Source organism: Geomonas diazotrophica (genome assembly GCF_018919385.1).
GTDB classification, from domain to species: Bacteria; Desulfobacterota; Desulfuromonadia; order Geobacterales; family Geobacteraceae; genus Geomonas; species Geomonas diazotrophica.
The window spans coordinates 169,152-191,442 of record NZ_JAHLMF010000007.1 but is presented as its reverse complement, the minus strand read 5'-3'; the positions used below and the strand labels follow the sequence as shown (position 1 = coordinate 191,442).

At 66.7% G+C, this 22,291-nt stretch carries 14 protein-coding genes and 1 pseudogene; 7 read left to right on the top strand and 8 right to left on the bottom strand.

All coding sequences use genetic code 11. The features are described 5' to 3' along the window. Positions 1 to 155 precede the first annotated feature (155 nt). The gene (locus tag KOM00_RS09740) at positions 156 to 1,403 is read left to right on the top strand and encodes a peptidase U32 family protein (RefSeq protein ID WP_216498771.1); all 1,248 of its coding nucleotides are present in this window, start codon (positions 156 to 158) and stop codon (positions 1,401 to 1,403) included. On the opposite strand, the gene KOM00_RS09735 is transcribed toward KOM00_RS09740, so the two are convergent. The 5 genes from KOM00_RS09735 to KOM00_RS09715 all read right to left on the bottom strand — a co-directional run bounded on the left by KOM00_RS09735 (position 1,381) and on the right by KOM00_RS09715 (position 12,350). Then, the gene (locus tag KOM00_RS09735) at positions 1,381 to 2,349 is read right to left on the bottom strand and encodes a GGDEF domain-containing response regulator (RefSeq protein WP_216498720.1); all 969 of its coding nucleotides are present in this window, start codon (positions 2,347 to 2,349) and stop codon (positions 1,381 to 1,383) included. The two genes, KOM00_RS09740 and KOM00_RS09735, sit on opposite strands and share 23 nt — an antisense overlap. A 12-nt stretch (positions 2,350 to 2,361) precedes the next feature. Beyond that, the gene (locus tag KOM00_RS09730; RefSeq protein WP_216498719.1) at positions 2,362 to 4,149 is read right to left on the bottom strand and encodes a sensor histidine kinase; all 1,788 of its coding nucleotides are present in this window, start codon (positions 4,147 to 4,149) and stop codon (positions 2,362 to 2,364) included. 12 nt (positions 4,150 to 4,161) lie between these two features. Then, on the bottom strand, positions 4,162 to 5,382 hold the full coding sequence (locus KOM00_RS09725) for a hypothetical protein (RefSeq protein WP_216498718.1): 1,221 nt from the start codon (positions 5,380 to 5,382) through the stop codon (positions 4,162 to 4,164). After that, the gene (locus KOM00_RS09720) at positions 5,379 to 10,982 is read right to left on the bottom strand and encodes an OmpA family protein (RefSeq protein WP_236026859.1); all 5,604 of its coding nucleotides are present in this window, start codon (positions 10,980 to 10,982) and stop codon (positions 5,379 to 5,381) included. The genes KOM00_RS09725 and KOM00_RS09720 overlap by 4 nt, the downstream gene beginning before the upstream one ends. A 195-nt stretch (positions 10,983 to 11,177) precedes the next feature. Further along, positions 11,178 to 12,350: a COG1470 family protein gene (locus KOM00_RS09715; protein WP_236026858.1), complete on the bottom strand. Its 1,173-nt coding sequence runs from the start codon at positions 12,348 to 12,350 to the stop codon at positions 11,178 to 11,180. A gap of 250 nt (positions 12,351 to 12,600) precedes the next feature. Here KOM00_RS09715 and KOM00_RS09710 point away from each other — a divergent pair, with 250 nt between their 5' ends. Both KOM00_RS09710 and KOM00_RS21015 read left to right on the top strand, forming a co-directional pair. Further along, positions 12,601 to 12,840, top strand: a complete 240-nt coding sequence (locus KOM00_RS09710; RefSeq protein WP_216498716.1) for a DUF4911 domain-containing protein — start codon at positions 12,601 to 12,603, stop codon at positions 12,838 to 12,840. Beyond that, positions 12,825 to 14,208: pseudogene (locus tag KOM00_RS21015) on the top strand (TldD/PmbA family protein). The gene KOM00_RS09710 and the pseudogene KOM00_RS21015 overlap by 16 nt, the downstream one beginning before the upstream one ends. 46 nt (positions 14,209 to 14,254) lie before the next feature. Here the strand turns inward: KOM00_RS21015 and KOM00_RS09700 are convergent. Then, positions 14,255 to 15,757: a C13 family peptidase gene (locus tag KOM00_RS09700; RefSeq protein WP_216498715.1), complete on the bottom strand. Its 1,503-nt coding sequence runs from the start codon at positions 15,755 to 15,757 to the stop codon at positions 14,255 to 14,257. A gap of 175 nt (positions 15,758 to 15,932) precedes the next feature. Between KOM00_RS09700 and KOM00_RS09695 the strand changes: the two genes are divergently transcribed. Further along, positions 15,933 to 17,285, top strand: a complete 1,353-nt coding sequence (locus KOM00_RS09695; RefSeq protein ID WP_216498714.1) for a class II 3-deoxy-7-phosphoheptulonate synthase — start codon at positions 15,933 to 15,935, stop codon at positions 17,283 to 17,285. A 22-nt stretch (positions 17,286 to 17,307) separates the two neighbouring features. Further along, positions 17,308 to 18,780, top strand: a complete 1,473-nt coding sequence (locus tag KOM00_RS09690) for a leucyl aminopeptidase (protein WP_216498713.1) — start codon at positions 17,308 to 17,310, stop codon at positions 18,778 to 18,780. 156 nt (positions 18,781 to 18,936) lie between these two features. Here KOM00_RS09690 and KOM00_RS21010 read toward each other — a convergent pair whose 3' ends face one another. Next, positions 18,937 to 19,041 carry a pentapeptide repeat-containing protein gene (locus tag KOM00_RS21010; protein WP_407931685.1) on the bottom strand — a complete coding sequence of 35 codons (105 nt, stop codon included), beginning with the start codon at positions 19,039 to 19,041 and terminating at the stop codon, positions 18,937 to 18,939. A gap of 75 nt (positions 19,042 to 19,116) precedes the next feature. Between KOM00_RS21010 and KOM00_RS09680 the strand changes: the two genes are divergently transcribed. Together KOM00_RS09680 and KOM00_RS09675 are read left to right on the top strand one after the other, a co-directional pair. Continuing rightward, positions 19,117 to 20,571, top strand: coding sequence for an endonuclease/exonuclease/phosphatase family protein (locus KOM00_RS09680; protein WP_216498711.1), 1,455 nt, complete (start codon positions 19,117 to 19,119; stop codon positions 20,569 to 20,571). A gap of 28 nt (positions 20,572 to 20,599) precedes the next feature. Beyond that, positions 20,600 to 20,809: a hypothetical protein gene (locus KOM00_RS09675; protein ID WP_216498710.1), complete on the top strand. Its 210-nt coding sequence runs from the start codon at positions 20,600 to 20,602 to the stop codon at positions 20,807 to 20,809. Positions 20,810 to 20,911: 102 nt separating this feature from the next. Here the strand turns inward: KOM00_RS09675 and KOM00_RS09670 are convergent, their stop codons facing one another. Continuing rightward, positions 20,912 to 22,186, bottom strand: a complete 1,275-nt coding sequence (locus KOM00_RS09670; RefSeq protein WP_216498709.1) for a M16 family metallopeptidase — start codon at positions 22,184 to 22,186, stop codon at positions 20,912 to 20,914. Positions 22,187 to 22,291 lie beyond the last annotated feature (105 nt).

The window sequence follows — 22,291 nt, the reverse complement described above, 5'->3', positions numbered from 1 at the left end:
GGAAAGCGCCTTTGGGGGGTTCCCTTGGCTGCCCGGTATGTGCTAGGTTGTCCCGGTGCAGGGGACGCCGTCGCGGCGCAAATGCCGTTCGGCGGCGAAACGCCCACAAGGAGTATGGCTTGACTGGTAGCGATAGGGAGCTGGAGACGTTGCAAATGGCTGAGGCACAGGGGGAGCGGCGGGTACGCCCGAGGGTGAAACCGGAGCTGCTGGCGCCTGCCGGCAACATGGAGAAACTGAAGGTGGCGATCCGCTACGGTGCGGACGCGATCTACCTCGGGGGGAAGGCCTTCGGCCTGCGCAACCTGGCGGGAAACTTCACCAGGCTCGAACTCGACGAGGCGGTGGCCTACGCGCACCGGCACGGGGTGAAGGTCTATCTCACCGTGAACGCCTTCGCCGACAACGACGACCTCCCCACCCTGGAGCGCTACCTGTCCGAGGTGGCCGACATCCCCTTCGACGCCTTCATCGCCGCCGACCCGGGTGTGGTGGCACTCCTCGCCGAGCGCTTCCCGGGGCGCGACATCCACCTCTCCACCCAGGCCAACACCACCAACTGGCGCTCCGCCCGCTTCTGGCAGGCCCAGGGGGTGAAGAGGGTGAACCTGGCGCGGGAGATGTCCCTGGACGGGATCAGGGAAACGGCGCAGCGCTGCGACCTGGAGCTCGAGGTCTTCATCCACGGCGCCATGTGCATCTCCTACTCCGGGCGCTGCCTCCTCTCCTCGGCCATGACCGGGCGGGACGCCAACAAGGGGGAGTGCACCCAGCCCTGCCGCTGGAACTACTCCATCGTCGAGGAGACCCGCCCCGGCGAGTACTTCCCGATCCACGAGGACGAAAGCGGCACCTTCATCTTCAACTCCAAGGACCTCTGCCTCATCGAGCAGCTCCCCGCGCTGGTCGAGTGCGGCGTCGATTCACTCAAGATCGAGGGGCGCATGAAGGGGATCTACTACGCGGCGAGCGTGATCAGGATCTACCGCGAGGCGCTGGACCGCTACTGGGAGGACCCGCAGGGGTACCGGCTCAAGCCGGAGTGGCTCGAGGAACTGGCCAAGGTCAGCCACCGCGGCTACACCACCGGTTTCCTGCTCGGGAAGCCGCGCGATGTCGACCACGAGTACCTCTCCACCTACGTGCGCAACTTCGAGTTCGTGGCGCTGGTGGAAAAGGAGGTGCCGGGGGGGGTCCAGGTCATGGTGCGCAACCGGCTCCAGTCCGGGGACGTGCTGGAACTGATCGGCCAAGGTGCCCACTTCACCCGCTTCACCCTGACGGAGATGACCGACCTGGAGGGGATCCCTCTCGCCGTTGCTCATCCCAACCAGCAGGTGATACTCGCCGGCGTGGAAGGGGGAGGCGAGTTCGACCTGATCAGGCGGGAGAAGACGGGGTAGCCCCGGCCGCCACCACCCTGTTCCTGCCGCTGTTCTTGGCGCGGTACAAAAGCTGGTCCGCGCACTCCAAGAGCGCCTGGGCCTCGCCCCCGTCCTCCGGGTAGGAGGCGACCCCGACGCTCACCGTGACCCGCCCGAGGGGCTGGGTCTCCCTCCCCGCAAACGGGTGCTCCGCCACCCGCGCCCGCATCTCCTCGGCGGCCTTCACCGCCCCCTCCTTGCCGGTCTCCGGCAGCAGCAGCACGAACTCCTCCCCGCCGTAGCGCGCCGCCACGTCGCAGGCCCGGGAGTGGGACATGACGATCCGGGCCAGCCCCTTCAGGAGCCGGTCCCCGTCGGGGTGCCCGTGGGTGTCGTTGTACTGCTTGAAGTTGTCCACGTCGAAAAAGATCAGGCTGCAGCGCTTGTCGAAGCGCTTGGAGCGGGCCACCTCCTGCGCCAGCGCCTCCTGGAAATAGCGGTGATTGTATAGCGAGGTGAGACCGTCGCGCACCGCCATCTCCTTGAGCGCCCGGTTCGCCTCCTGCAGCTCGAGGTTGGCCCTGGTCAGCTGTTCCAGGAGCTCCCGGTTCTGCGCCACGAGGCGCGCCTTCTCCGCCGCCCTCCCCGCCACCGCCGAGATCAGGTCCAGGCTCTCGAACGGCTTCACCAGGTAGTCGTAGGCGCCGGCCCTGAGGGCCGTCAGGGCGCTGTCCAGCGAGGCGTGGCTGGTCATGATCACCACCTGGGTGTCCGGGTTGTGGCTCTTTATCTCGCTTAAAAGCTCGATGCCGCTCATGCCGCTCATCCTGATGTCGGTGATCACCAGCGGGTGCGACACGGCCCGGAATGCCTCCAGCGCCTCCTCCCCGCTGGCCGCCTCGGAAACGGTGAACCCGTCCGCGGAAAGCACCTGCGACACCACGCTTCTCAAGGTCTCCTCGTCGTCGACGACTAGTAGATGCATGTCCGTCCTCCTCTATGCCGCGTTCGCGGCGGCAGGAGTGGGGAGGGTGATGATGAAGGTGGTCCCCCCCCCTTCCTCGCTCTCCAGGCGGATCTCGCCGCCGTGGTCCTTCACGATGCCGTAGCTCACCGAAAGCCCCAGCCCCGTCCCCTGCCCCGCCGGCTTGGTGGTGAAGAAGGGGTCGAAGATCTTGGCCTGGATCTCCCTGGGGATCCCGGGGCCGTTGTCGGAGACGCGCAGCTCCAGCGCCCCCTCCTCCAGCCGGCGCGCCGAAAGCCGCACGAGCCCCGCCGTCCCCCCCATGGCCTGCTGTGCGTTGATCATCAGGTTCATGAGCACCTGCTGCAGCTGGTTCGCGTTGCCGCGGCAGGCCGGCAGCCCCTGCTCCACCTCCATTTCCACCTTCACGCTGTTGATCCCCAGCTGGTGGTCCACTATGGCCAGCGCGTCCGCGACCACCTGGGCCAGGTCCACCTCACCGAACTCCACCTGTTCCTGCCGGGCGAACTTCAGGAGGTTTTCGATGATGGTCTTGCAGCGCTTGGTCTCCTTCTCGATGATGTGCAGGTTCTTCTCCAGCGGGTGGCCGCTCTCCACGCCGCGCAGCGAGAGCTGGGTGATGCCGAGGATCCCCGCCAACGGGTTCTTCACCTCGTGGGCGATGCCCGCCCCGAGCGCACCGAAGGCGGCCATCTTCTCCGACTGCACGAGCTGGCCGTAAAGCTCCTTCAGAGCCTGTTCCCGCTGCTTTAGCTCCTGCGCCATTCGGTTGAACGATCCCGCCAGTGCGCCGATCTCGTCCCGGGAGAGGGCGGGGACCGCGATCTCGAAGCGCCCCTGCCCTACCATCTCGGTCGCCTCGGAGAGCTTCTCGATGGGGCGGGTGAGCCGTCGCGACCAGAACTGGCTCAAGAGCGCCGCCCCACCCAGGAGGACCAGGGAGAGGACCAAAAGATCCACCAACAGGGCCCGGGAGGTGAGGAAGGCGGCGCTCTTTGGGATCTGCACCCCGACGGTGACCCCAGCGAGCTCGGTGCGGGAGAAGCCTCCCACCATGGCGCGCTCGCCGTTTAGGTACTCGAGGGTCAGGCCGCTCAACCGCGGGGTGCCCCGCACCTTGCCCCACCACCCCGTCTGCGGGGAGGCACCGATTTTGCGGCGGTCGGCGTGGGCCAGGTACCGCCCCGAGGCGTCGACCAGGAAGGTGTCGAAGACCCTGGAGCGGCTGGCGACCCGCTGCAGCCGATCCAGGCGGATCACGCCGGAGGCGACCACCGGCTCCTCCCCTTTCGCGGCAGGCTCGGCTATGGTGAGGGTCAGGGTGGGGAGCCCGGGGGCGACCGTGGAGAATTCCAGGCGCGGTCCCGACTGGGGCGGCATGGGGGGAAGCGGGTGCCGTTCCCGGTAGGACAGCAGTTGCCCGGGGGTGATGCCGGCGCCTGCCAGCGCATCCCGGTCGTAGACGTTCTGCTCGCCGTCCGGGCCGCTTCTGGTCACCATGACGAACTCGCCGAACTCCTCGAAAAGCCCCTGCAGCGCCTGCTCGCGCCCCCCCATTTCCCGGTCCCCCATCAGCCGGGAGAAGAGCCTCAGCTTCTCGGCGTACCCCGCCACCAGCGTGTTGGTCTCCTCGGCCGTGTGCAGCACCATGGTCGAGGTGAGGTCGTGGATGTAGGCGGTCTTGTCCTTCTGGAACAGGTTGGCCATGGTAAAGGTGATGAGGCTCAGCACCACCGAGACCACCAGGAGTTGGGAGAGGAGCATCTTGAACCTGAGCGGGAATTTCAGTCTGCTTTGCATGTAAGGCCTCCCCTATTCTTTGCCGTACACCACCCGGGAGGCGTAGCTGGCATTCCCGGCCTGGTCGACCGCCTCGACCCTGATCAGGTTGACACCGGACCTGAGCTCGAGCTCGTGACTGAAGCTGCCGTCGTCGGCCATGGTCGCCGCCGCCCCGTTCACGTAGACCGAGGAGCCGGGCTGGCACCTTCCGGCGAGACGGAATCCCCCGACGCCGACGGTGGAGGGGGGGAAGTCGACCCGGAGCTCAGGGGGCGCCAGGAGCTGCAGGAGCCGGCAGCGCCCGGTCCTGCTGAAGGGGCCTTCCCTCCCCTCCTCGACGCGGCTCACCCGCCAGTAGTAGCTCCCGGCCTCGAGCGTCCCCGCGCTGAACTCGCTGCCGTTCACCCTGCTGTCCAACAGCACCCTCCCGAAGTTCGGCTCCCGCGAGAGCTGGAAGTGGTAAACACCTTCGCCGCCGGTCCAGTTGAAGCGGACCCTTGGGGGGAGCTCGCGGAAGCGGTAGAGCAGGTTGTCGTTTTTCAGCCTGGGGGAGGCAGGCAGGGGAAGCGGCGGCCCGAGCGGCACCCCGCGCCTGAGCGTGATTCCGAAACGAGCCGGGACCCTGACCACCCTGTCCTCCCCCCGGACCCGCACCTCGCCGGCATGGACGGTAAGGCTGGTGGCATTTTCCCCGAGGGGGGTGAAGCTGAAGCGGGAAGCGCCGGGCGTTACCCTGGCCAGGTGCCCGACGGCGGCGACCTCCAGGCGCACCCTCTTCGCAGCGGAGAAGCTCCCCCGCAGTTCCCCCTCCACGTGCACACGGTACGATCTCGGTTCCCCCTCCACCGTCTCGTTCAGGCGGGTCACCACCACCATGGAGTTGCTCCCCATGGCGAGGAAATCGCCGGGGGCGAAGGAGATGGTGGCGCCCGAGCGGTCGAAGGTCTGTATGGCGTCGCGGTTGTACAGGAGCATCCCCTCGCTGGCGTCCCCCCAGGCGACGGAATCGCCGCGCCGGCAGCGAACGTCCCGCACCAGCGATTGCAGGGCCGCCTCGGGGCGTTTTACGCCGCGCGCAAGGGGCGAGGGTTCGCCCCGGTCCGACACCAGCTCCTTCAACGGGGTGCCCGAGGGGAAGACGGCGAACAGGAGCACGATGAAGAGCCAGAAGAGCGCCAGGACCAGCAGCAGGGCGACTCCGGTCTCGGCGGCCACGCCGGCGCATTTCCTCAAGCGGCCTTTGGGGGTCATGGCTGCACCCCGACCGGTGCGACCAGCTGCTTCTCGGAGCGAACCCGCAGGTTGAGCAGCCTGGAGCAGCCGACGCCGTTTCTCACCACCATCCCCAGCACCCGGTCTCCGCTCCCCAGCGGAAACTCGACGGCGAAGGCCCCGAGGGAGGTCAGGGGGAGCTCGCGGCCGTCAAGCTCCAGCCGCTCTCCTTCCCCTGCCGAGCCCGAAAGCCGGCAGAGGATGGCGCCGTCCGCGGACACGCTGACGCCGGAAGCGGAGGCGCCGTACCCGACCAGGACGGAGGGGGGGGGCTGCGCCACGGTCAGCTCCGGAAGCGGGAGTTCGGTGGCGAGGAACCTCCCCCGCGAATCCCCCATCTCCACCTTGAGGCGCGCGGTCTCCCCGGGAAGGGAGGTTTCGTAGCGCCCCAGCCGGTCCACCGGGATCTCCCGCCCGTTGATCGTCACGAAGGGGCGGGTGCGGTACCTGTCGTCCGGCTCGGTCGGCCGCAGCTGCTCGTAATCCCCCTTAAGCTCCACGCGGCGGTTCAGCCGGCGCCCGGGGGTGGTGACGTTGTCCGCGACCGGCCTCGACTTTCCGTACCAGCGCCGCAACAGGCGCGCCGGGGCGATCCCCTCCGCCCGCACCAGGTAATCCGCGGCCGCGTCGCAGCGTCTTTTGGAAAGGGCCATGTTGTACTCCGCGCTGCCGATGCCGTCGGTGTGCCCCTCGACGATCACCTTCTCGCCGGGGTGCTCGCGCAGCACCCGGGCCGCACCGCTCAGGAGGCGCTTGGCCTCGGTGGTGAGGGCGGACTTGTCGAAGACGAAGGCGCCCCCGGATAGGGTCAATAGCACCGCCTCGCGGCGGTTGACGCCGAAGAGCTCGCGGCCGGTCCGGAAGACGGAACCGTCCAGGTAGGTGACCTGGAGCTGGCATTGGTATATTTCCCCCTGTTCCACCTTGCTCCGGTCGGTCTCCCCTTCCCAGGCGATCCGTTTCGGGGGGGGGCCGTTGCCCCCCGTCTTCCTGATTTCCGCTCCGGCGCGGTTCAAGTAGACGAGGCTCCAGCAACGGACCTGGTCCGGCTCATCGACGCTGGTGAGAAGGCGCAGCGGGGCTGCGAACCTCCCCCCCCTGAGGTCCAGCGAGGCGAGCCGCTCCCGGGAGAGGGTGACCGCGGTGGAGGGAAGCCGGGCCGCCTCCCCGTTCACCAGCAGGGTGAAGAGTTCGGCGCTTCCGGAAAGAAGCAGCGGCTCGTCCAGGCGCTCCAGGGTCACCAGCACGGCGGGGACCGGCTCCGGCTCCGGTTCCGGAGCGGGCGTTGGAGCCGCCACCGGCGCCGGAGGGGGAGGAGGCAGGGGGAGGAGCCTTGCATCGGCCGATTCGAACATATCCTCGTCGAACTTCACCTTGACCCCGAAGAAGGGGCCCTCCCCCCGGAAGGTCTCCCCGGTCAGGTCGCGGTCGTCGAACCGGGCGTAGTTGTATCCTGCGGCAAGCACCACGTTGCGGTAGACCCGGTAACCTGCGCTCCCCACCGCTCCGAGGAAGTGCACCCCGGCGTCGTACTGGTTCAGGAGCTTCAGGTAGGCGGAGAGCTCCCAGCGCTCGGCGAGGTCGTAGGAGAGCCCGGCGAGGACCAGGTCGGTGTAGCTGTTCCAGCGCCCCCCGGTCCCTTCGGACCAGCTCACTTTCCCGGCATATTTTCCCTGTGCCGTCCACCGGCTCACCAGGCGGTAGGTCGGCTCCGCCGAGACGATCACGCTGCGCAGGTCGGGGCTCCCGGCCAGCGTCCCCCGCTTCTCCACCTTGTAGCGCACCAGGGAGAGGAGCTGGAGCGGGTTCTCCGCCAGCGGCCGGAAGGCGCCCCCGAGGTAGCTGTCCGCCGTGACGTCGTTGCCGGCATCGGCGTCGCGGTCCCAGAGGGAGGCCTTGGCCAAAAGGGTGAAGGAGGGGTTCAACCGGTAGGCCGCATGGGCGTCGTAGAGCGAGGCGGTCTCACCCGGACCGGTCCTGATCTCGTAGCGCCCGGTGAGCTTCAGGTCCCGGGGACGCAGGTATTCCCCCGCCAGGGTGAACGCGGTGCGGGTGCCGCCATCCCCCTGCACCGTCTGCACCCGCTCGAAACCGGAGTTCACGAAGAGCCCCTGCGCCAGGCGGTAGCGGCTGTTCAGCCCCAGGACCGCCTGCCCGCGCTCCCCGGAGAGAGAGTCTTCCAGCTGGTAACCGGTGCGCGAGGAGAGGCTGAACCCGTCCTGCTCAACCAGCTTGCTGTGCAGGTCGATGTTGCTTTGCTCGGTGCTCCCGAGGACGCCGCTGGAAAGGGAATAACCGGTGGTGAGGCGCATCCGCTCGGAAAGCCTGCTCTCAAGGCCGAAGAGGGTCGCGTGCCGCAGGAGCGGAGAGCCCTCCTGGTACTCCTCGGTGATGAAGGCCTTGGTCCGCTCGCTCAGGCGGTAGTCGAGCTTTGCGAAGGTCTTGGACTGGTATTGCGCGATGCTGGAGGGGGAAATGAGCTGTTCGCGCCGCAGCGCGGCGTCGAGCCTTGGTGTGAGGCTTCCCTTGACCCCGCCGTAGACGAGATCCGACTCCCCGCTCCTCCCCTCCTTCTCCTCGCGCAGCAGCTTTACACCCGCATCCGCGTCCAGCAGGGAGAACTTCCTCGTCACCCCGAGCTCTTTCCCGACCAGCCTGCGCCGCGCGGTCTCGTCGCGCTGCACGAAGCTCTCCGCGAAGACGAGGGTGTTGCCCGGCGCCCGGTAATCGAGCCGACCGCCGTACTTCTCGGTACCTGTCTCGCTGCCGCTCATGGAAGGGTTGAAGAAATCGGCATCCACCTTGCGGTAGTAGAGCCCCAGGGAGACGGGCTCGGCCGGTCGCAAAATGAGGTCCGTCTTCCAGGCGCTCCCCCTTCCCTTTTCCCAGCTCTCGCTGACCGCCCCTTCGCCTTTCACCGCGAGCCAACTGCCCAGGCGCCATCCGGCATCGAGGCCGTAGAGGGAGCTGTTCTTGAAGGCGTGCTCCTCGACGACCGCGGTCCCCCCGAGGTGGGCGCCCTGGTCGGTGCGTAACTCGGCGCGCCCGCCGTAGACGTAGCGCTTCTCGCCCCCCCCCTGGGCCTGGTAGGTGATCACGATGGTGACCGGGTTCAGGAACTGGTCCAGCGAAGGGACCGGCTCCTTGAACAGGATGGTCCCCGCGAGGTAATCGATGGAGTAGTCGGCGTAGCGGACCTTTTCGGTGACGGATATGACGCGCTCGGAGTGGTAGCGATCGCGCACCTCGATGCGGACCCGCTCGCTGTTCTCGAAGACCGGCCTTCGGGAGAGAAGGTAGTGCCCGGAGGTGCCGTTTCCCGCGATCTGGTCGCGGACGATGGTCTCCTCGGTTCGGCTTTCGAACCCTTTCAAGGCGAGATGTTCCCGGTTCACTTCGAACTTCGCCCCATTGAGTGCCCGGTCGTAGCGGGAGAACTCGTTTTCCGAGAGGTCGGTGCGGTAGTCCCCCTCCATGAGATAGGAGCGGCCGGATTGGACCTTCAGGTACAGCTTCCCCCTGGACTCCGCGTCGTAGCCGATGTCACCGGCGTCACCGTAGACGGGGTAGTATCTCTCGGGGTCGATGGTCTGGAACACCCCGTCGCGGCGCTCCTTGTCCGAGTCGTAGGCGGCGGTGAGCCGGTAGTCGCCCAGGAGGGTGCCGCGTGTGTAGAAGGCGAGGCGCTCCTCGTGGAACAGGCCCGGGTCGCCGCCGGCCTTGCCCCCCACGGTGGCGCTGCCCAATCCGACCAGGAGCCAGTCGGCCGTGAGCGAGGGAGCCTGGTGAACCGTGGGGACCAGTGGAGACGCGGGTGTCACCGGGGTAGGCGGAGCCGCCCCGGTGGCGGCAGCATCCGGGGGCACGGGGGTCGCTTGAGCGGGCACCAGGGCGAAGTCGCCCCGCGCCGGGCCGCCGAAGGGAACGGTCACGAACTGCGACCACCCCACCCCGGCGAAGGCGGTGTTGTACGGCAACGAGCGCAGGGTCGGGTCCAGCGTGTTTCGGTCTATCTTCAGCACGTGGTCGCCGGAGGCGATCCCGGTGAAACTGTACTTCCCCTCGGCGTCGCTGAACACGAACGAACCGTCCTCCAGGTAGATCCTGACCCCGGGCTCCCCCGGCTCGCCGGGGTCGGGAACGCCGTTGCCGTTGCGGTCCCTGAAGACCCTCCCCATGATCACCGCCTTATCCCCGAGAATCGACGGCCGCACCTTGACGGCCGCACTGGCGGGGGGGGCGATGCTGGTAGTCCCCGCTTCCGTTACCCCGGAGGCCCGGGCCCAGTTGACGCTGGTGCCGACCGGGACTTCGGCGGAAAGGACCAGCCGGTAGGAAAGCACCTTGCGCCCCCCGGCTGGCAGGGTCCCCACGTCCCAGCTCAACCGCTGCGCCCCCCCCACCGGGTCTGCGACGGCGAAGCCGTCCAGGTGGCTCGACCCCTTCAGGTACCGGAACCCCCTGGGGATGCGATCCTCCACGGTTACGTGCTCCAAAAGCGCCGCACCTACGTTCTCCACCCGCACGGTATAGGGCACGATGTCCCCCGCCTCGGCAACGGCACTGCCGGCCTCCTTGCTGACCAAAAGGGCGCGCGCCAGCACCGTGTTGAAGGTGCTGTTGCTGAGGGTCGGCGTCCCGCTCAGGCTGCTGGTGACGCCGGCGGTGTTGACGATGGGGGCGTTGCCGGGGGCGTCGCTGCGCACCGCGGCGCGAAAAACGACCGAGCCGCTGAAACCGGCGGGGAGCAGGGGGATGTCGAACCGCAGCGACCTGCTGCCGGCATCGTAGTTCACGGTTCCAGCCACTCCTTCGGGAAGGGCTGCGCTCCCCTGCTGGTACTCGAGGAGCTCGTCCAGGGGGTCCACCACCAACACGCCGGTCACCGGCGATGCCTCCCCGTTATTCAGCGTGAGACGGTACGAGAGGACGGTACCGGGCAGCACCGCCCCCGCTGGGCTCACCGTCTTCAACACGGCGACGCTGCCCGGGACGGGAACCTGCAGCTGGTCATTGACGCTGCTGCTTCGAGCCGGAATAAGCTGCGAGGTCGCCGAAAGGACGATGGTCGCCACCCTCCCCTCGCTTCCCGCGGCGGGGATGGCCCGCAGCACCAGGTTCACCGTCCCCCCCGCCGGCACGGGCCCCACGACCTGGACCCCCTCGGAGTTCGCAGGTACCGGCGTGACGCCGTCGGCCAAGTAGAAGCGCAGGGCGGGTGCCGGGCCGGATTCCGTTACCCCGCACTGCAGCACCGCCTTCAACTGGAAACTGTCGGGGAAGTTCCCCCTGTTGGTGAGAACGTGCTGGAAATCAACCGGGACCCCCGCCTTGGCGGTCGCGGTTCGCGGCGGGACCAGTTCCGGGTCCGCCAGGTCCCTCACGGTGATCTGGGTCTGGTTGGAGCGGGCCTGCCGCGGGGCCGGCGTCGCGAACCGCGCGGCGAAATCGTGGCTGATCACGGTTCCCGACGGGGTGAGGCAGGGCGCAGCGCCGGGGAGGGCGAGCGCAAGTGCCACCCCGAGGAGGCCTGCCCGGATAAGTCTCCCTCCCATCTTGCGCCATCCCGGGACCATCATCAGTTTCCCCGATCAATGCATTACCTTATTGGCGACGATCCTTCCGCTACCCCTCTCCCACCGGGAGAGGGTGCCCGAAGGGGGTGAGGGGCTCTGCCGCCGCGGTCATTCCCCTCGGCAACGCCCCCATCTTCCCCCTCTCCCGCGGGAGAGGGGCGCGGCGCATGTGGCGGAAGAACACTGTCTGACGATGCATTATTGAATTTGTGCCTTGAAGAACAGATAGATGGTCTTGCCGGGTGACAGGCTGCCGCCGGTGGCAACGGTGGCCCCCTCTCCGAGCTGCGCGGTCAGGGTCCCGTCCGCTATCCGCGCCAGGCCGCATTCCGTCGCCGGACAGGGGGACCCTTCCCCGGTAGGGGCCAGGGATAGCAAGAGCGAGTCGGGCGCGACGGAGAGCCCGGGAGGGATGGGGCTGTCGATGGCAACGGAGGTGGCCGGGGCCGATCCGCCGTTGGTGACGGCCATCCGGTACTGCAGCAGGTCCCCAGGCACCGCATCGGCGTTGGCAGCGAAGATCCCCCCCCTGGTCAGGTTGCGCACCCCCTCGCTCAGCAGCACGACGGGGGCGACAGCCGTGGTGTTGACCCGGTCGGTCCCGCTCGCCCCATCCCCCGATACGGAAAGGAGCGATTCACCGCGCGCCCCGTCGCTGCCCGATTCCGGGACGGTCACCGCGAGGAAAAACCGGTAGGACGCTCCCGGCGCCAGGTTGCCTGTTCCCGTGGAGCCGCGGCTCTCCCCCCCCTGGCGTATCCCGTCGCCGGCCGTCCCCCCCCCTGCGCCGTCGTCGGCGAAGAGCTCTCCCCTCCACCCCCCCGGCAGAGTCACCGAGAGGGCGAAGGCGTTGTCGCCGTTCCCCACGTTGGTTACCGTGTAGGGGTAGTTGACCACGGTGCCGGGAGCCCCCGAACCGTCGGGGGGGGCAGAAACGACGACGGCGGCGGTCCCGAGGCAGGCGACGGTCTCCGTCTTCGCCTGGTCCACCGCCAGCGGATCCCCGACAGAGACCGCGGTCACCGCCACGCGGTAGCTTGCCCCCGGGGTGAAGGCCGTCGGGCTCACCCGGACCAGCAAGACCTGCGACTCCCCCGGCGCGAGCAGGGCGCTTAGATACCCTGCACCGGACAAGGCCGCTTCCCGGTCGACGCCGGCGGCGTCGAGGTAGCTGACCGCAACGCCCCCCCCGCTCCCGGGACCGGTGAGCAGGAAGCGGTCCGGCTGGTCTCCCGCGTTCTTCAACAGGACCCGGAACTGGGCCGGGAGCCCGGGATAGGCTGGCTGCGAGCGGGATTGGAGGACCGCCGTGCTCTCGTAGACTCCCCCCCCGAGATAAGCGGCATCGGTTTCGCTGGCAAGGCGAACCATGAGGTCTGGCTGGCACGCGGCCAGGGCCCCATTTCCCATGAAGAACAGGAAAAACAAAACGCAGCAAAGCTGCGCGTGCCGTCGGAACGGGACCTTAGAGGATGCGGTTGACTTATTAGAACCATCTAATATCATGTCTTAGAAAATATCAGACGTCGGCGCATAGGCAACCGGGGGAAAGAAAATTTGTCTTTTCCCCCTTCAAATGGTATGAACGAAAACCGGGCCGAAGGGTCCCGAGGGAGGAATGATGGAAACCGCCAACCGCTACTACCAGCTGGCCAATCGCGACATCGTCTACATGAAATACATCCTGGAGGCCCACGAGGGGCTCACCACCATGAGCACCGTCGACGGCAAGCGGGGCATCGTGCGGGTCAACTACCCGGTATGTTTCGCGGCTGAGGTGGACTCCATGATGCGGGCAGTGGGACAGGAGATAGTGGTCACCGAGGTGACCGAGGCAGGTGAGCCGTGCTCGAAAGCGTAGACGCCAGGGCAATCCTCAAGCGTGCCCTCGCCGCGGGGGGGGAGTTCGCCGACATCTACTACGAGGACGGCGCCTACACCTCCGTGCTGTGCGAGGACGGCAAGGTGGAGCGGGTGCTGTCGGCTGCGGACCGCGGCATCGGGATCAGGGTCGTTTCCGGGTTCTCGACCGCCTACGCCTACACCAACCAGCTGAACCAGGAGTCCCTGCTGCAACTGGCCGACACGGTGAGCCGCGGCGTGCGCGGCGGCGTCCCCCACCCCGATTTCAACCTCTGCGTCCCTAAGTCGGCGCTGGGGTACGCGGTAGCGGTACCTCCCGACCAGGTGGAGCTGGCGCAGAAGGTCGCGTTGGTAAACCGGGCCGACCGTGCCGCACGCGGCTTCGACGCGCGGGTCCGGCAGGTGATGGCGGTCTACCGCGACGCCCGGGTGAAGACCCAGAGCGTCAACTCGCTGGGGGAGTTCCACGAGGAGAGTTCCTGCTCCACCGTGTTCCTGGTCCAGGTGGTGGCCCAGGACGGCAAGGTGACCCAGACCGGGTACGAGCCGGTGGGGGCGGCCCGCGGCTTCGAGCTCTTCGACACCTCATCGCCTGAGGAGTTGGCGCTCAAGGCCGCGGCGCGGGGGGGTGATGATGCTCGGGGCGCGGAAGTCGCCGGCGGGACAGTTCCCGGTTGTCCTCTCCAGCGAGGCGGGGGGAACCATGGTGCACGAGGCGATCGGCCACGGCCTGGAGGCGGACCTGGTGCAGGCGGGAAGCTCGGTGTATCGGGGGAGGATCGGCGAGCAGGTCGCCTCGGAGCTGATCACGGTCATCGACGACGCCACCATCCCCTACGCCCGCGGCTCCTTCGGTTTCGACGGCGAGGGGACGCCGGCCCGGAAGACGGTGCTGGTGGAAAACGGCATCCTGAAGGGGTACCTGTACGACCGGCTCTCGGCCATGAAGGAAGGCTGCGTTTCCACCGGCAACGGGCGGCGCGAGTCCTACCGCAACCGTCCCATCGTGCGCATGACCAACACCCTGATCGCGCCCGGTAAGAGCGATCCCGCCCTGATCGTGAAGAGCGTAACCAACGGCCTCTTCGTCAAGCGCATGGGAGGGGGACAGGTGAACACGGTGAACGGCGACTTCGTCTTCGAGGTTTCCGAGGGGTACCTGATCGAAAACGGCGTGGTGGGCGAACCGGTCCGGGGTGCGACCCTGGCGGGGAACGGCCCCGAGGTGCTGCGGCAGATAGCCATGGTGGGCAACGACCTTGGTTTCGGCATCGGCACCTGCGGCAAGGACGGCCAGGGGGTGCCGGTCTCCGACGCGCAGCCGACGCTCCTCATCCCGGCCATCACCGTCGGCGGCGCACGCTGAATCGAAAAGGGCGCGTAAGGGTCGCACCGCGCGGCCTACCGCTGCCTTACCTCCCTTTCCGCTGCGCCAGTTCCTCCTGCACCCTCTTCAGCACCGGCCATATCTCCTTCCCGGCCCAGATCTGCGGGTTCGACGGCGTCTCGCCCCGCTCTTCTTCCCATTTCCTGATGGTGTCGCGGCTCTTCTCGAAAGCGTCGGTGAAGCTGAACGTGTTCCTAAGCGCATCCCCGACGAACGCCTCGCCGAACCAGGTGTAGTTTTCGCCGAAGCCGCAGCCAAAGGACTCGTGGGTCGCGTCGGCGGCGGTGATCAGCAGGCTGCCGTCATCCTGCAGGGGCTGGATGAACCCTCCCGAGAAGCAGGCCGACACCACCACGACCTTGTACCTGATCCCCGCCTTCTGCAGCATGCGCCGCAGCAGCTCCGGCGTGACCTGTTTCAGCTCCAGGGGAGGGTTATTCACCTCCAGTTCCTGGTCTCGCGACCCGTGCGAGCTGAGGTAGAGGAAGAGGACGTCCTCGTCGCGGTTCATCACCTCCCCGACCCGCACCAGGGCGCGCTCGAGGTTGCCGGCGGTGGCGAAAGGGAGCGCGGTGGCGCTCTGCGGGTTGTTGACCAGGAGCACCGAACGACCGGCGGTCCCGAAGCGGCTGTCGAAGAGCTGCCGGGTCGCGCTCAACTCCTTCAAAAAGACGTCCTGCGAGGCGTCCCCGGCAAAACCGACGAAGTAGAGATCGCTGTGGCCGGGACGCCCGTGAAGCAGGGAACGGAGCTGTTCTTCCAGGAGCCGGTTCTGGGCGGTGAGCACCTCGTCGGTGAGGGAGAGTTCGCCGCTCTCGTTTCCCCCCTCCTTGCTGACCCAGAGGTCGCCGCGCTGGAAATAGTAGAGCGGCGCCGCCACCAGCAGCAGGAACAGAAGCACCAGCCGGAGGCGACGACCAAAGCCGCCGGGACCATCCAGGCGCAGCAGGAATACCAGGGAGGCAGCGACCCACCAGCCGAAGAAGCGGTAGTAGTGCGGCGCGGCGAGGTAGTCCGAGAGCCACTCGAAGGGGCGCCACTGGGCGAGCCATTCCAGGATGCCGTGGCTGACTTCGATCGGGATGCTGAAGGCGACCAGCGCGGCGGCGAGGCCGGTGATCGCCTTGGGACGGTGCACCACCCCACTTGCCGCCGCCCCGAAGAGCAGGAAAAGCGGCAGGTAGAAAAGAAAGTACGGTATCGACGAGAAAGAGAAATTCCCGCCGCCCCCGACCAGCAGTAAGGAAACCAGCAGGTTCAGCACCAGGTCCGCGGCGACCAGGACCACCAGGCCGGCGGGGGCGGATGAGAGCGGCTCGAAGCCGGAGCGCAGCAAGAGAGCGCCCCGCAGACCGCCGTAGAGGTCGGACCAGAGCCGGGCAAGGGTGTTCCTTACCGTTACCGGCTCCTGGGGAACCCCGTCGCGGGGAACGCCTTCGTTTTCTCCCGAAGCGGTGCCGGGTGCAGTTTCGGCAGGTGGTTCGGCGGGACGGTTCGGTGTCGTGTCTGTGGGGCGATCCTCATTCATGGTCGTGCATCATACCACGATGGCGCCGGTTTGGAAGAGTCTTTAGCACCACCTTACTTGATTTTATTAACTTTTTAGTTTTTCAATAGCCCGCAATCCTGCTACCATTGCAGCGCGCTCCCCGGCTCGCACGTATCGCTGCCGGGATGCCCACTCTCAATCAAGAGGTTTCAGCATGCCTACCAAGAAATGGAGCAAATCGAGCTGGCGCTCTTTTCCCGCCCTGCAGCAGCCGGTGTGGCCGGCAGGGCCCGCACTGGACGAGTCGCTGAAAACGCTGTCGCAACTGCCGCCGCTGGTTTTCGCCGGCGAATGCCAGACGCTCAAATCGCAACTGGCCGAGGCCGTCGAGGGGAAGGCCTTCGTGCTGCAATGCGGCGACTGCGCCGAGGATTTCTCCCGCTGCACCGGGCCGGACATCCGGGAACTTTTGAAGGTCATCCTGCAGATGTCGGTGGTGGTCGCCTACGCCGGCGAGAAGCGGGTCATCAAGATCGGACGGATGGCGGGCCAGTACGCGAAGCCCCGCTCCTCCGACACCGAGCTCGTGAACGGGGTCGAGCTCCCGAGCTACCGTGGCGACATGGTGAACAGCCCTGAGCCGACCATGGAGGCGAGAACGCCCGACCCGCGCCGGATGCTGGAGGGATACTACCGGGCGGCGGCCACGCTTAACCTGGTGCGCTCCTTCACCCTCGGCGGCTACGCCGCACTGGACCGCGTGCAGGCCTGGCACCGCGCCTCGCTGGACGCCCTCCCCGCCGGCCAGAAGTACGAGGACCTGGTGCGCCAGATCTGGAAAACCATCAACTTCATGACCGCGATCGGCCTTGATCCGCAGCACACGCCGCAGTTGAACCAGGTGACCCTGTACACCTCGCACGAGGCGCTGCTGCTCGACTACGAGGAGGCCCTCACCCGCATGGATTCCACCACCGGCGGCTGGTACGACTGCAGCGGCCACATGCTCTGGATCGGGGACCGCACCCGGCAGCTGGAGGGAGCCCACATCGAGTTCCTGCGCGGGGTCAAGAACCCGCTTGGGATGAAGATCGGCCCCAAGTACGACATCGACGACATCAAGGCGATCGTGGAGCGGCTGAACCCGGAGAACGAGGCGGGCCGCCTCACCCTGATCACCCGTTTCGGCGCCGACAAGGTCTCCGACTACCTTCCGAAACTCCTGGGCGAGATCCAGCGCGAGGGGTACCGGGTGGTCTGGAGCTGCGACCCCATGCACGGCAACACCTACCAGAACGAATTCGGGCAAAAGTCCAGGAAGTTCGAGGACGTCCTGCGCGAGATCAAGACATTCTGGGCGATCCACAAGTCCGAGGGGACCGTCGCGGGAGGGGTGCACCTCGAGCTGACCGGCGACCACGTCACCGAGTGCACCGGGGGGAGCCGCCAGCTTCTGGACAAGCACCTGCACCTGAACTACCAGACCAACTGCGACCCGCGCCTGAACGCGGAGCAGAGCGTGGAGCTCGCCTTCGAGCTGGCCGAGATGCTGCACCCGTGCAAGTAACCTATCCCTAGCGAGGTTTGCCATGAGAATCGAAATCAGCTCAGCCCAACCGCTTGAGTATGCCACCCCCGCCCTGGTCATCGGCTGTTTCGAGGACGAGCAGGACAGGCTCCACCAGGCATGCGACTCCGCCCTGGGGGGCCTGCTCGGCCGACTGGCGCAGAGCCGCGAGTTCACCGGCAAGAAAGGGTCCACCCGCCTGCTGCACACGCTCGGCAGGCTCCCCGCCGAGCGCCTCGTGCTGGTCGGACTGGGGAAGAAGAAGGATTTGAGCGCCGAGCGCCTGCGCCAGGGGGCGGGGAACGCCGTTGCCGCGCTGCGCGGCGCGCGCGTCGCCTCGTTCGGCAGCGCCCTGCATCTCGCCGCCCCCCTCTATGACGCCATCGATAACGCGACGATCGGGATGCTGCTCGGCAGTTATAGCTTCGAGCAGTACAAGACCAAGGAAAAAGAGGAGCGCTTCGGCTTCGACACCATGACCGTGCTCCTGTCCCCCGACCAGGAGGCGGCCGGGCGCCAGGCGCTGGAACGGGCACAGATCATCGGCGACGGCGTCATGCTGGCGCGCGACCTCGTCTCCCACCCCGGCAACGTGGTGACGCCGGCCTACCTCGCCCAGGCCGCCCGGGAGCTGGCCGAGCGCAACGCCCTCGACTGCCGGGTCTACGAGCTCGGGGAACTGGAACAGATGGGGATGAACGCCCTGGTCGGCGTGGGCAAGGGGGCGGCCATCCCGCCGCGCCTGATCGTGCTGCAGTACCACGGGGGCAAGGGGCGGCCGGTGGCGCTAATCGGCAAGGGAATAACCTTCGATTCCGGCGGGATCTCGATAAAGCCCGGTGCCGGGATGGAGGCGATGAAAACGGACATGGCAGGAAGCGCGGCCGTGCTGGGAACCCTGGAAGCGGCGGTACGGCTCAAGTTGCCGGTGAACCTGGTGGGGATCATACCCACCGCCGAGAACATGCCCGATGGCAACGCCTTCAAGCCGGGTGACGTCCTCACCTCCTGCTCCGGGACCACCATCGAGATCACCAACACCGACGCCGAAGGGCGCCTGATCCTGTGCGACGCGCTCCACTTCGCCCGGAAGCAGTTCAAACCCGCCGCCATGGTGGATCTGGCCACCCTCACCGGGGCCTGCGTAGTCGCCCTGGGGCACGAGGCGAGCGGCCTCATGGGTAACGACCAGCGGCTGGTCGACGCCTTGAGGCGGGCCGGCGAGGAGACCGGCGAGCGGGTCTGGCCACTGCCGCTTTGGGATGAGTACGGCGAGGTGATGAAGAGCGACATCGCCGATCTCAAGAATGCCGGCAGCAGGGACGGCGGGGCCATCAGCGCCGGGTGGTTCCTGAAGCAGTTCGTCGGAGAGACCCGCTGGGCTCACCTCGACATCGCCGGGACGGCCTGGAACGACAAGGCCCGCCCCTACGGCCCCAAGGGGGCCACCGGCGTGGGCGTGCGGCTGCTCGTCGAGTTCCTGCAGGCCAGGTGAAGTCAGGTTCCGGTTTCTCCGGAAAGCATCGTCCTTTGTCCCTCCCCCTCCCACGACGGGAGGGGGGCACGCCCCCCAGTCCCCAGTCCCCAGTCCCCAGTCCCCAGTCCCCAGTCCCCAGTCCCCAGTCCCCAGTCCCTAATCCCTAGTCCCTGATCACAAGCCCAGCCTTGCCTCCCGCAGCCTTGCCTCCCGCAGCCTTGCCTCCCGCAGCCTTGCCTCCCGCAGCCTTGCCTCCCCCAGCCGTGCCTCGACCGGCACCTTCAATTGACATCCCCCTCGCGCCCGCTAATCTATAAAAGTTTTTAATATTAAGCCCGGGCCAGGGAGCCCCCCATGCCCAAAACATTCTCCGTGATGACCTACAACGTCCACAGTTGCATCGGAACGGATCGAAAACTATCCCCGCTGCGCATCGCGGAGGTGATCGACCGATGCAACCCGGACATCGTCGCTCTGCAGGAACTCGATGCGGGGCTGCCCCGCACCCAGATGATAGACCAGGCCCATCTCATCGCCATGACCCTGGAGATGTCCTTTCATTTCCACTCCTCCATCCACCTCAAGGAAGGGGGGTACGGCAACGCCGTCCTCAGCCGCGGCGACGTACGGTTGATCAAGGCGGGCGCGGTTCCTACCGATCCGCTAAACCCCTCTTTCGAGCGCCGTGGCGCGGTCTGGGCCGAGGTGACCCTGCGCGGCCACACCATCCAGGTGCTGGCCACCCATTTCGGGCTGAACCGGGGTGAACGGGTGAAACAGGCCCGGGCCATGACCGGTCACGAGTGGCTGGAACACCCCGAATGCGTGCGCCCGGTGGTCCTGTGCGGCGACTTCAACGCCATGGCAGGTTCCTACGTCTATCGGCTGCTTACCCGGCAATTGCACGACGTGCAGCGGGGCGTCAAGGGGCGCCTAGCGCTTCCCCCCGGCGCCTTTCCCATCCCTGCGACGAGGGTGGCGGTCTGTCGCACCGTCGCGCGCACCCCGCTCACCGACCAGCGTGAGATCCACGAGATCCGGCACCTCTTCGTGGACGCCATCATGGCGGCGCAGAGGCTGATCTACCTGGAAAACCAGTACTTCAGCTCCCAGGTGGTGTTCTGGTCGCTGGTGGCACGGATGAGCATGGCGGACCGCCCTCCCCTCCAGATCATCATGCTGCTCCCGGACCGGCTGCCGCTCACCGAAGAGCTGTTCCTGGGGCTCCCCCAGATGCGCATGATCCGTTCCCTGCAGCGGGTTGCGGAGAAGACCGGACATACCCTGAGCGTCTACTCCTCTGCCGAGATGGACCACGGCACCAGGAAAATGACGTTCATCCATTCTAAGCTGCTCCTGGTCGACGACCGCTTTGTGACTATAGGCTCGGCTAACGCCACCAACCGAAGCATGGGGCTGGACACCGAGCTCAACGTGGCCTGGGAGGCCGGCCTGTGCGGTCGGAAAGAGGAGATGACGGCCGCCGTGCGCTGTCTGCGCGCCTCGCTCCTTGCCGAGCACGCCGGACTTTTGGGCTCGGGCGAGGAATGGCGCTTCGAGGAGGTGGAGGACCTGAGCCGAAACCTCGAATGCCTGGCCGACGACCGCGCTGCCCGTCTCTGCCGCTACCAGCCGGACACCACCTTCGAGAACAGCGACCTCCCCGACGTGCTGGAGCCGATCCAGCGGGTCGTGGACCCGGAGCACCCGATCGGCAGCGAGTTCATCTTCGAGAGCCTCACAAAATCCGAGCTTGGTTCCTTCGCAAGGGGTATATTTAAATTAAGCCAGATGATCATCGGGCTTTAGAAATGCTCAGGGAAAGGAGGATGCGGCCATGACAGACGAGAGAAGAGAGACGGGAGTGGAAATGGACGATCACGCGTGCGGCGTCAGGGTCTGGAGTCCGTCCTGTCAGCGCAACGTGTACATCAATGAAAGCGACAAGTACCTCTGCGCCACCTGCGGCACGATAGAGGGGTTGACCCACGAAATGCACCACGAGCACTTCCCTCACCTAAGCGGCGACAGCGACCAGATGAGCTAGCGTCTCTTTGAGAGGCGGCGCATAAAAAAGGGGCGGCATAAAAGCCACCCCTTTTCATTTTCCGCAATGCAGGCCCTCTCGTCAGGCGCCGGGAATCACCTCCTAGCGTGGCAGTCCCGGCCCTTCCCCCGGCCCCACCGATTCAACCCTCGGCACCACACCCCTGAAGAGCAACTGGGCCACGTCCCGCACCTCTTCGGCGCTGACGGCGGCGATACCCTCCAGGGACAGCTCGATCGGTTCCGGCGCTCCCAGAAGGGACGTGGTGTTGGAAATCCTGCGCACCTGGGTCTCGCAGTCGTCCAGCGCCATGAGCCTCGCGCAACGGATCTGCTCCTTGGCGGCCGCCAGGACCTCCTCGGTCACCAACTCGTCGCAAAACCTCAGCACCTCGCAATGGCAGACGTCCACCGCCTCCTGGGCCCGTTCCGGGCCGGTCCCGGCGTAGATCATGAGGCCGGCGGAGTCGGTGTAGGAGGACATCATGGAGTAGACGGTGTAGGCGAGGCTCCTGCGCTCGCGCACCTCGCGGAAAAGGCGGGAATTCATGCCGCTCCCCAGCACCTGGTTCAGGACCGCCAGCTTGTGCCGGTGCTCGTTGCCGGCGGGGGGGAGCGGATACCCCATGTAGAAGTGGGTCTGTTCCATGGAGCGCTGGTAATGTACGTTCTGCCCCACGGCGACCCGGTGCTGCGGGTCCGCTTTTTTGGTGCGGGGCGTGCCGGTCGGGAGCTCGCCCAAAAGGCGCGCAGCCTGTTCCACGACCAGGTCGTGCTCGACGTTGCCGGCCACCGAGACGATGGTGGCGTTGGTCAGGTAGTTGGCGAACTTGTACTCCATCAGGCGCTGGCGCGAGATGGCACCGATGGTTTCTGCGGTTCCAAGGATCGGCGTCCCCAGCGGATGCCCCTGCCAGAACCCCTGGTGGAACTGGTTGTAGATGAACCGGCTCGGGTTGTCCTGGTTCATCAGGATCTCCTGCAGCACCACGCCGCGTTCCTTCTCCACCTCCTCTTCGGGAAGTGAGGAGTGGACGAACATGTCGGCCAGTATCTCGAAGGTGGCCGGGATGATGGAAGCGAGCGAGGTGGCGTAGTAGAAGACCTCCTCCTGGCTGGTGTAGGCGTTGGCCCGTGCCCCGATGCTGTTGAATTCATCGGTGATCTGGTCGGCGCTGCGGCTCGGGGTTCCCTTGAAGAGGAGATGTTCGATGAAGTGCGAGGCGCCCCCGGTCTCGGGTTCCTCGTTGCGGGTGCTGCTGTCGATGCGGATACCGATCGCTGCACTCTGCATTCCCTGGATCTGCTGACTGACCACCCTCACCCCGTTGGGGAGCGTGCTGAGGCGAAGCTTGGGGTAAGTCGACGAAGTAGACATAAAGGCTCCTTAAAGCTACGGAATCGTTTTAGTTTCGATGTCAGCAATTATAACACGTGCGCTTTAAGGAAAAACAGTCCGGGAAAAAAAGAGGCCCGCCGGTTT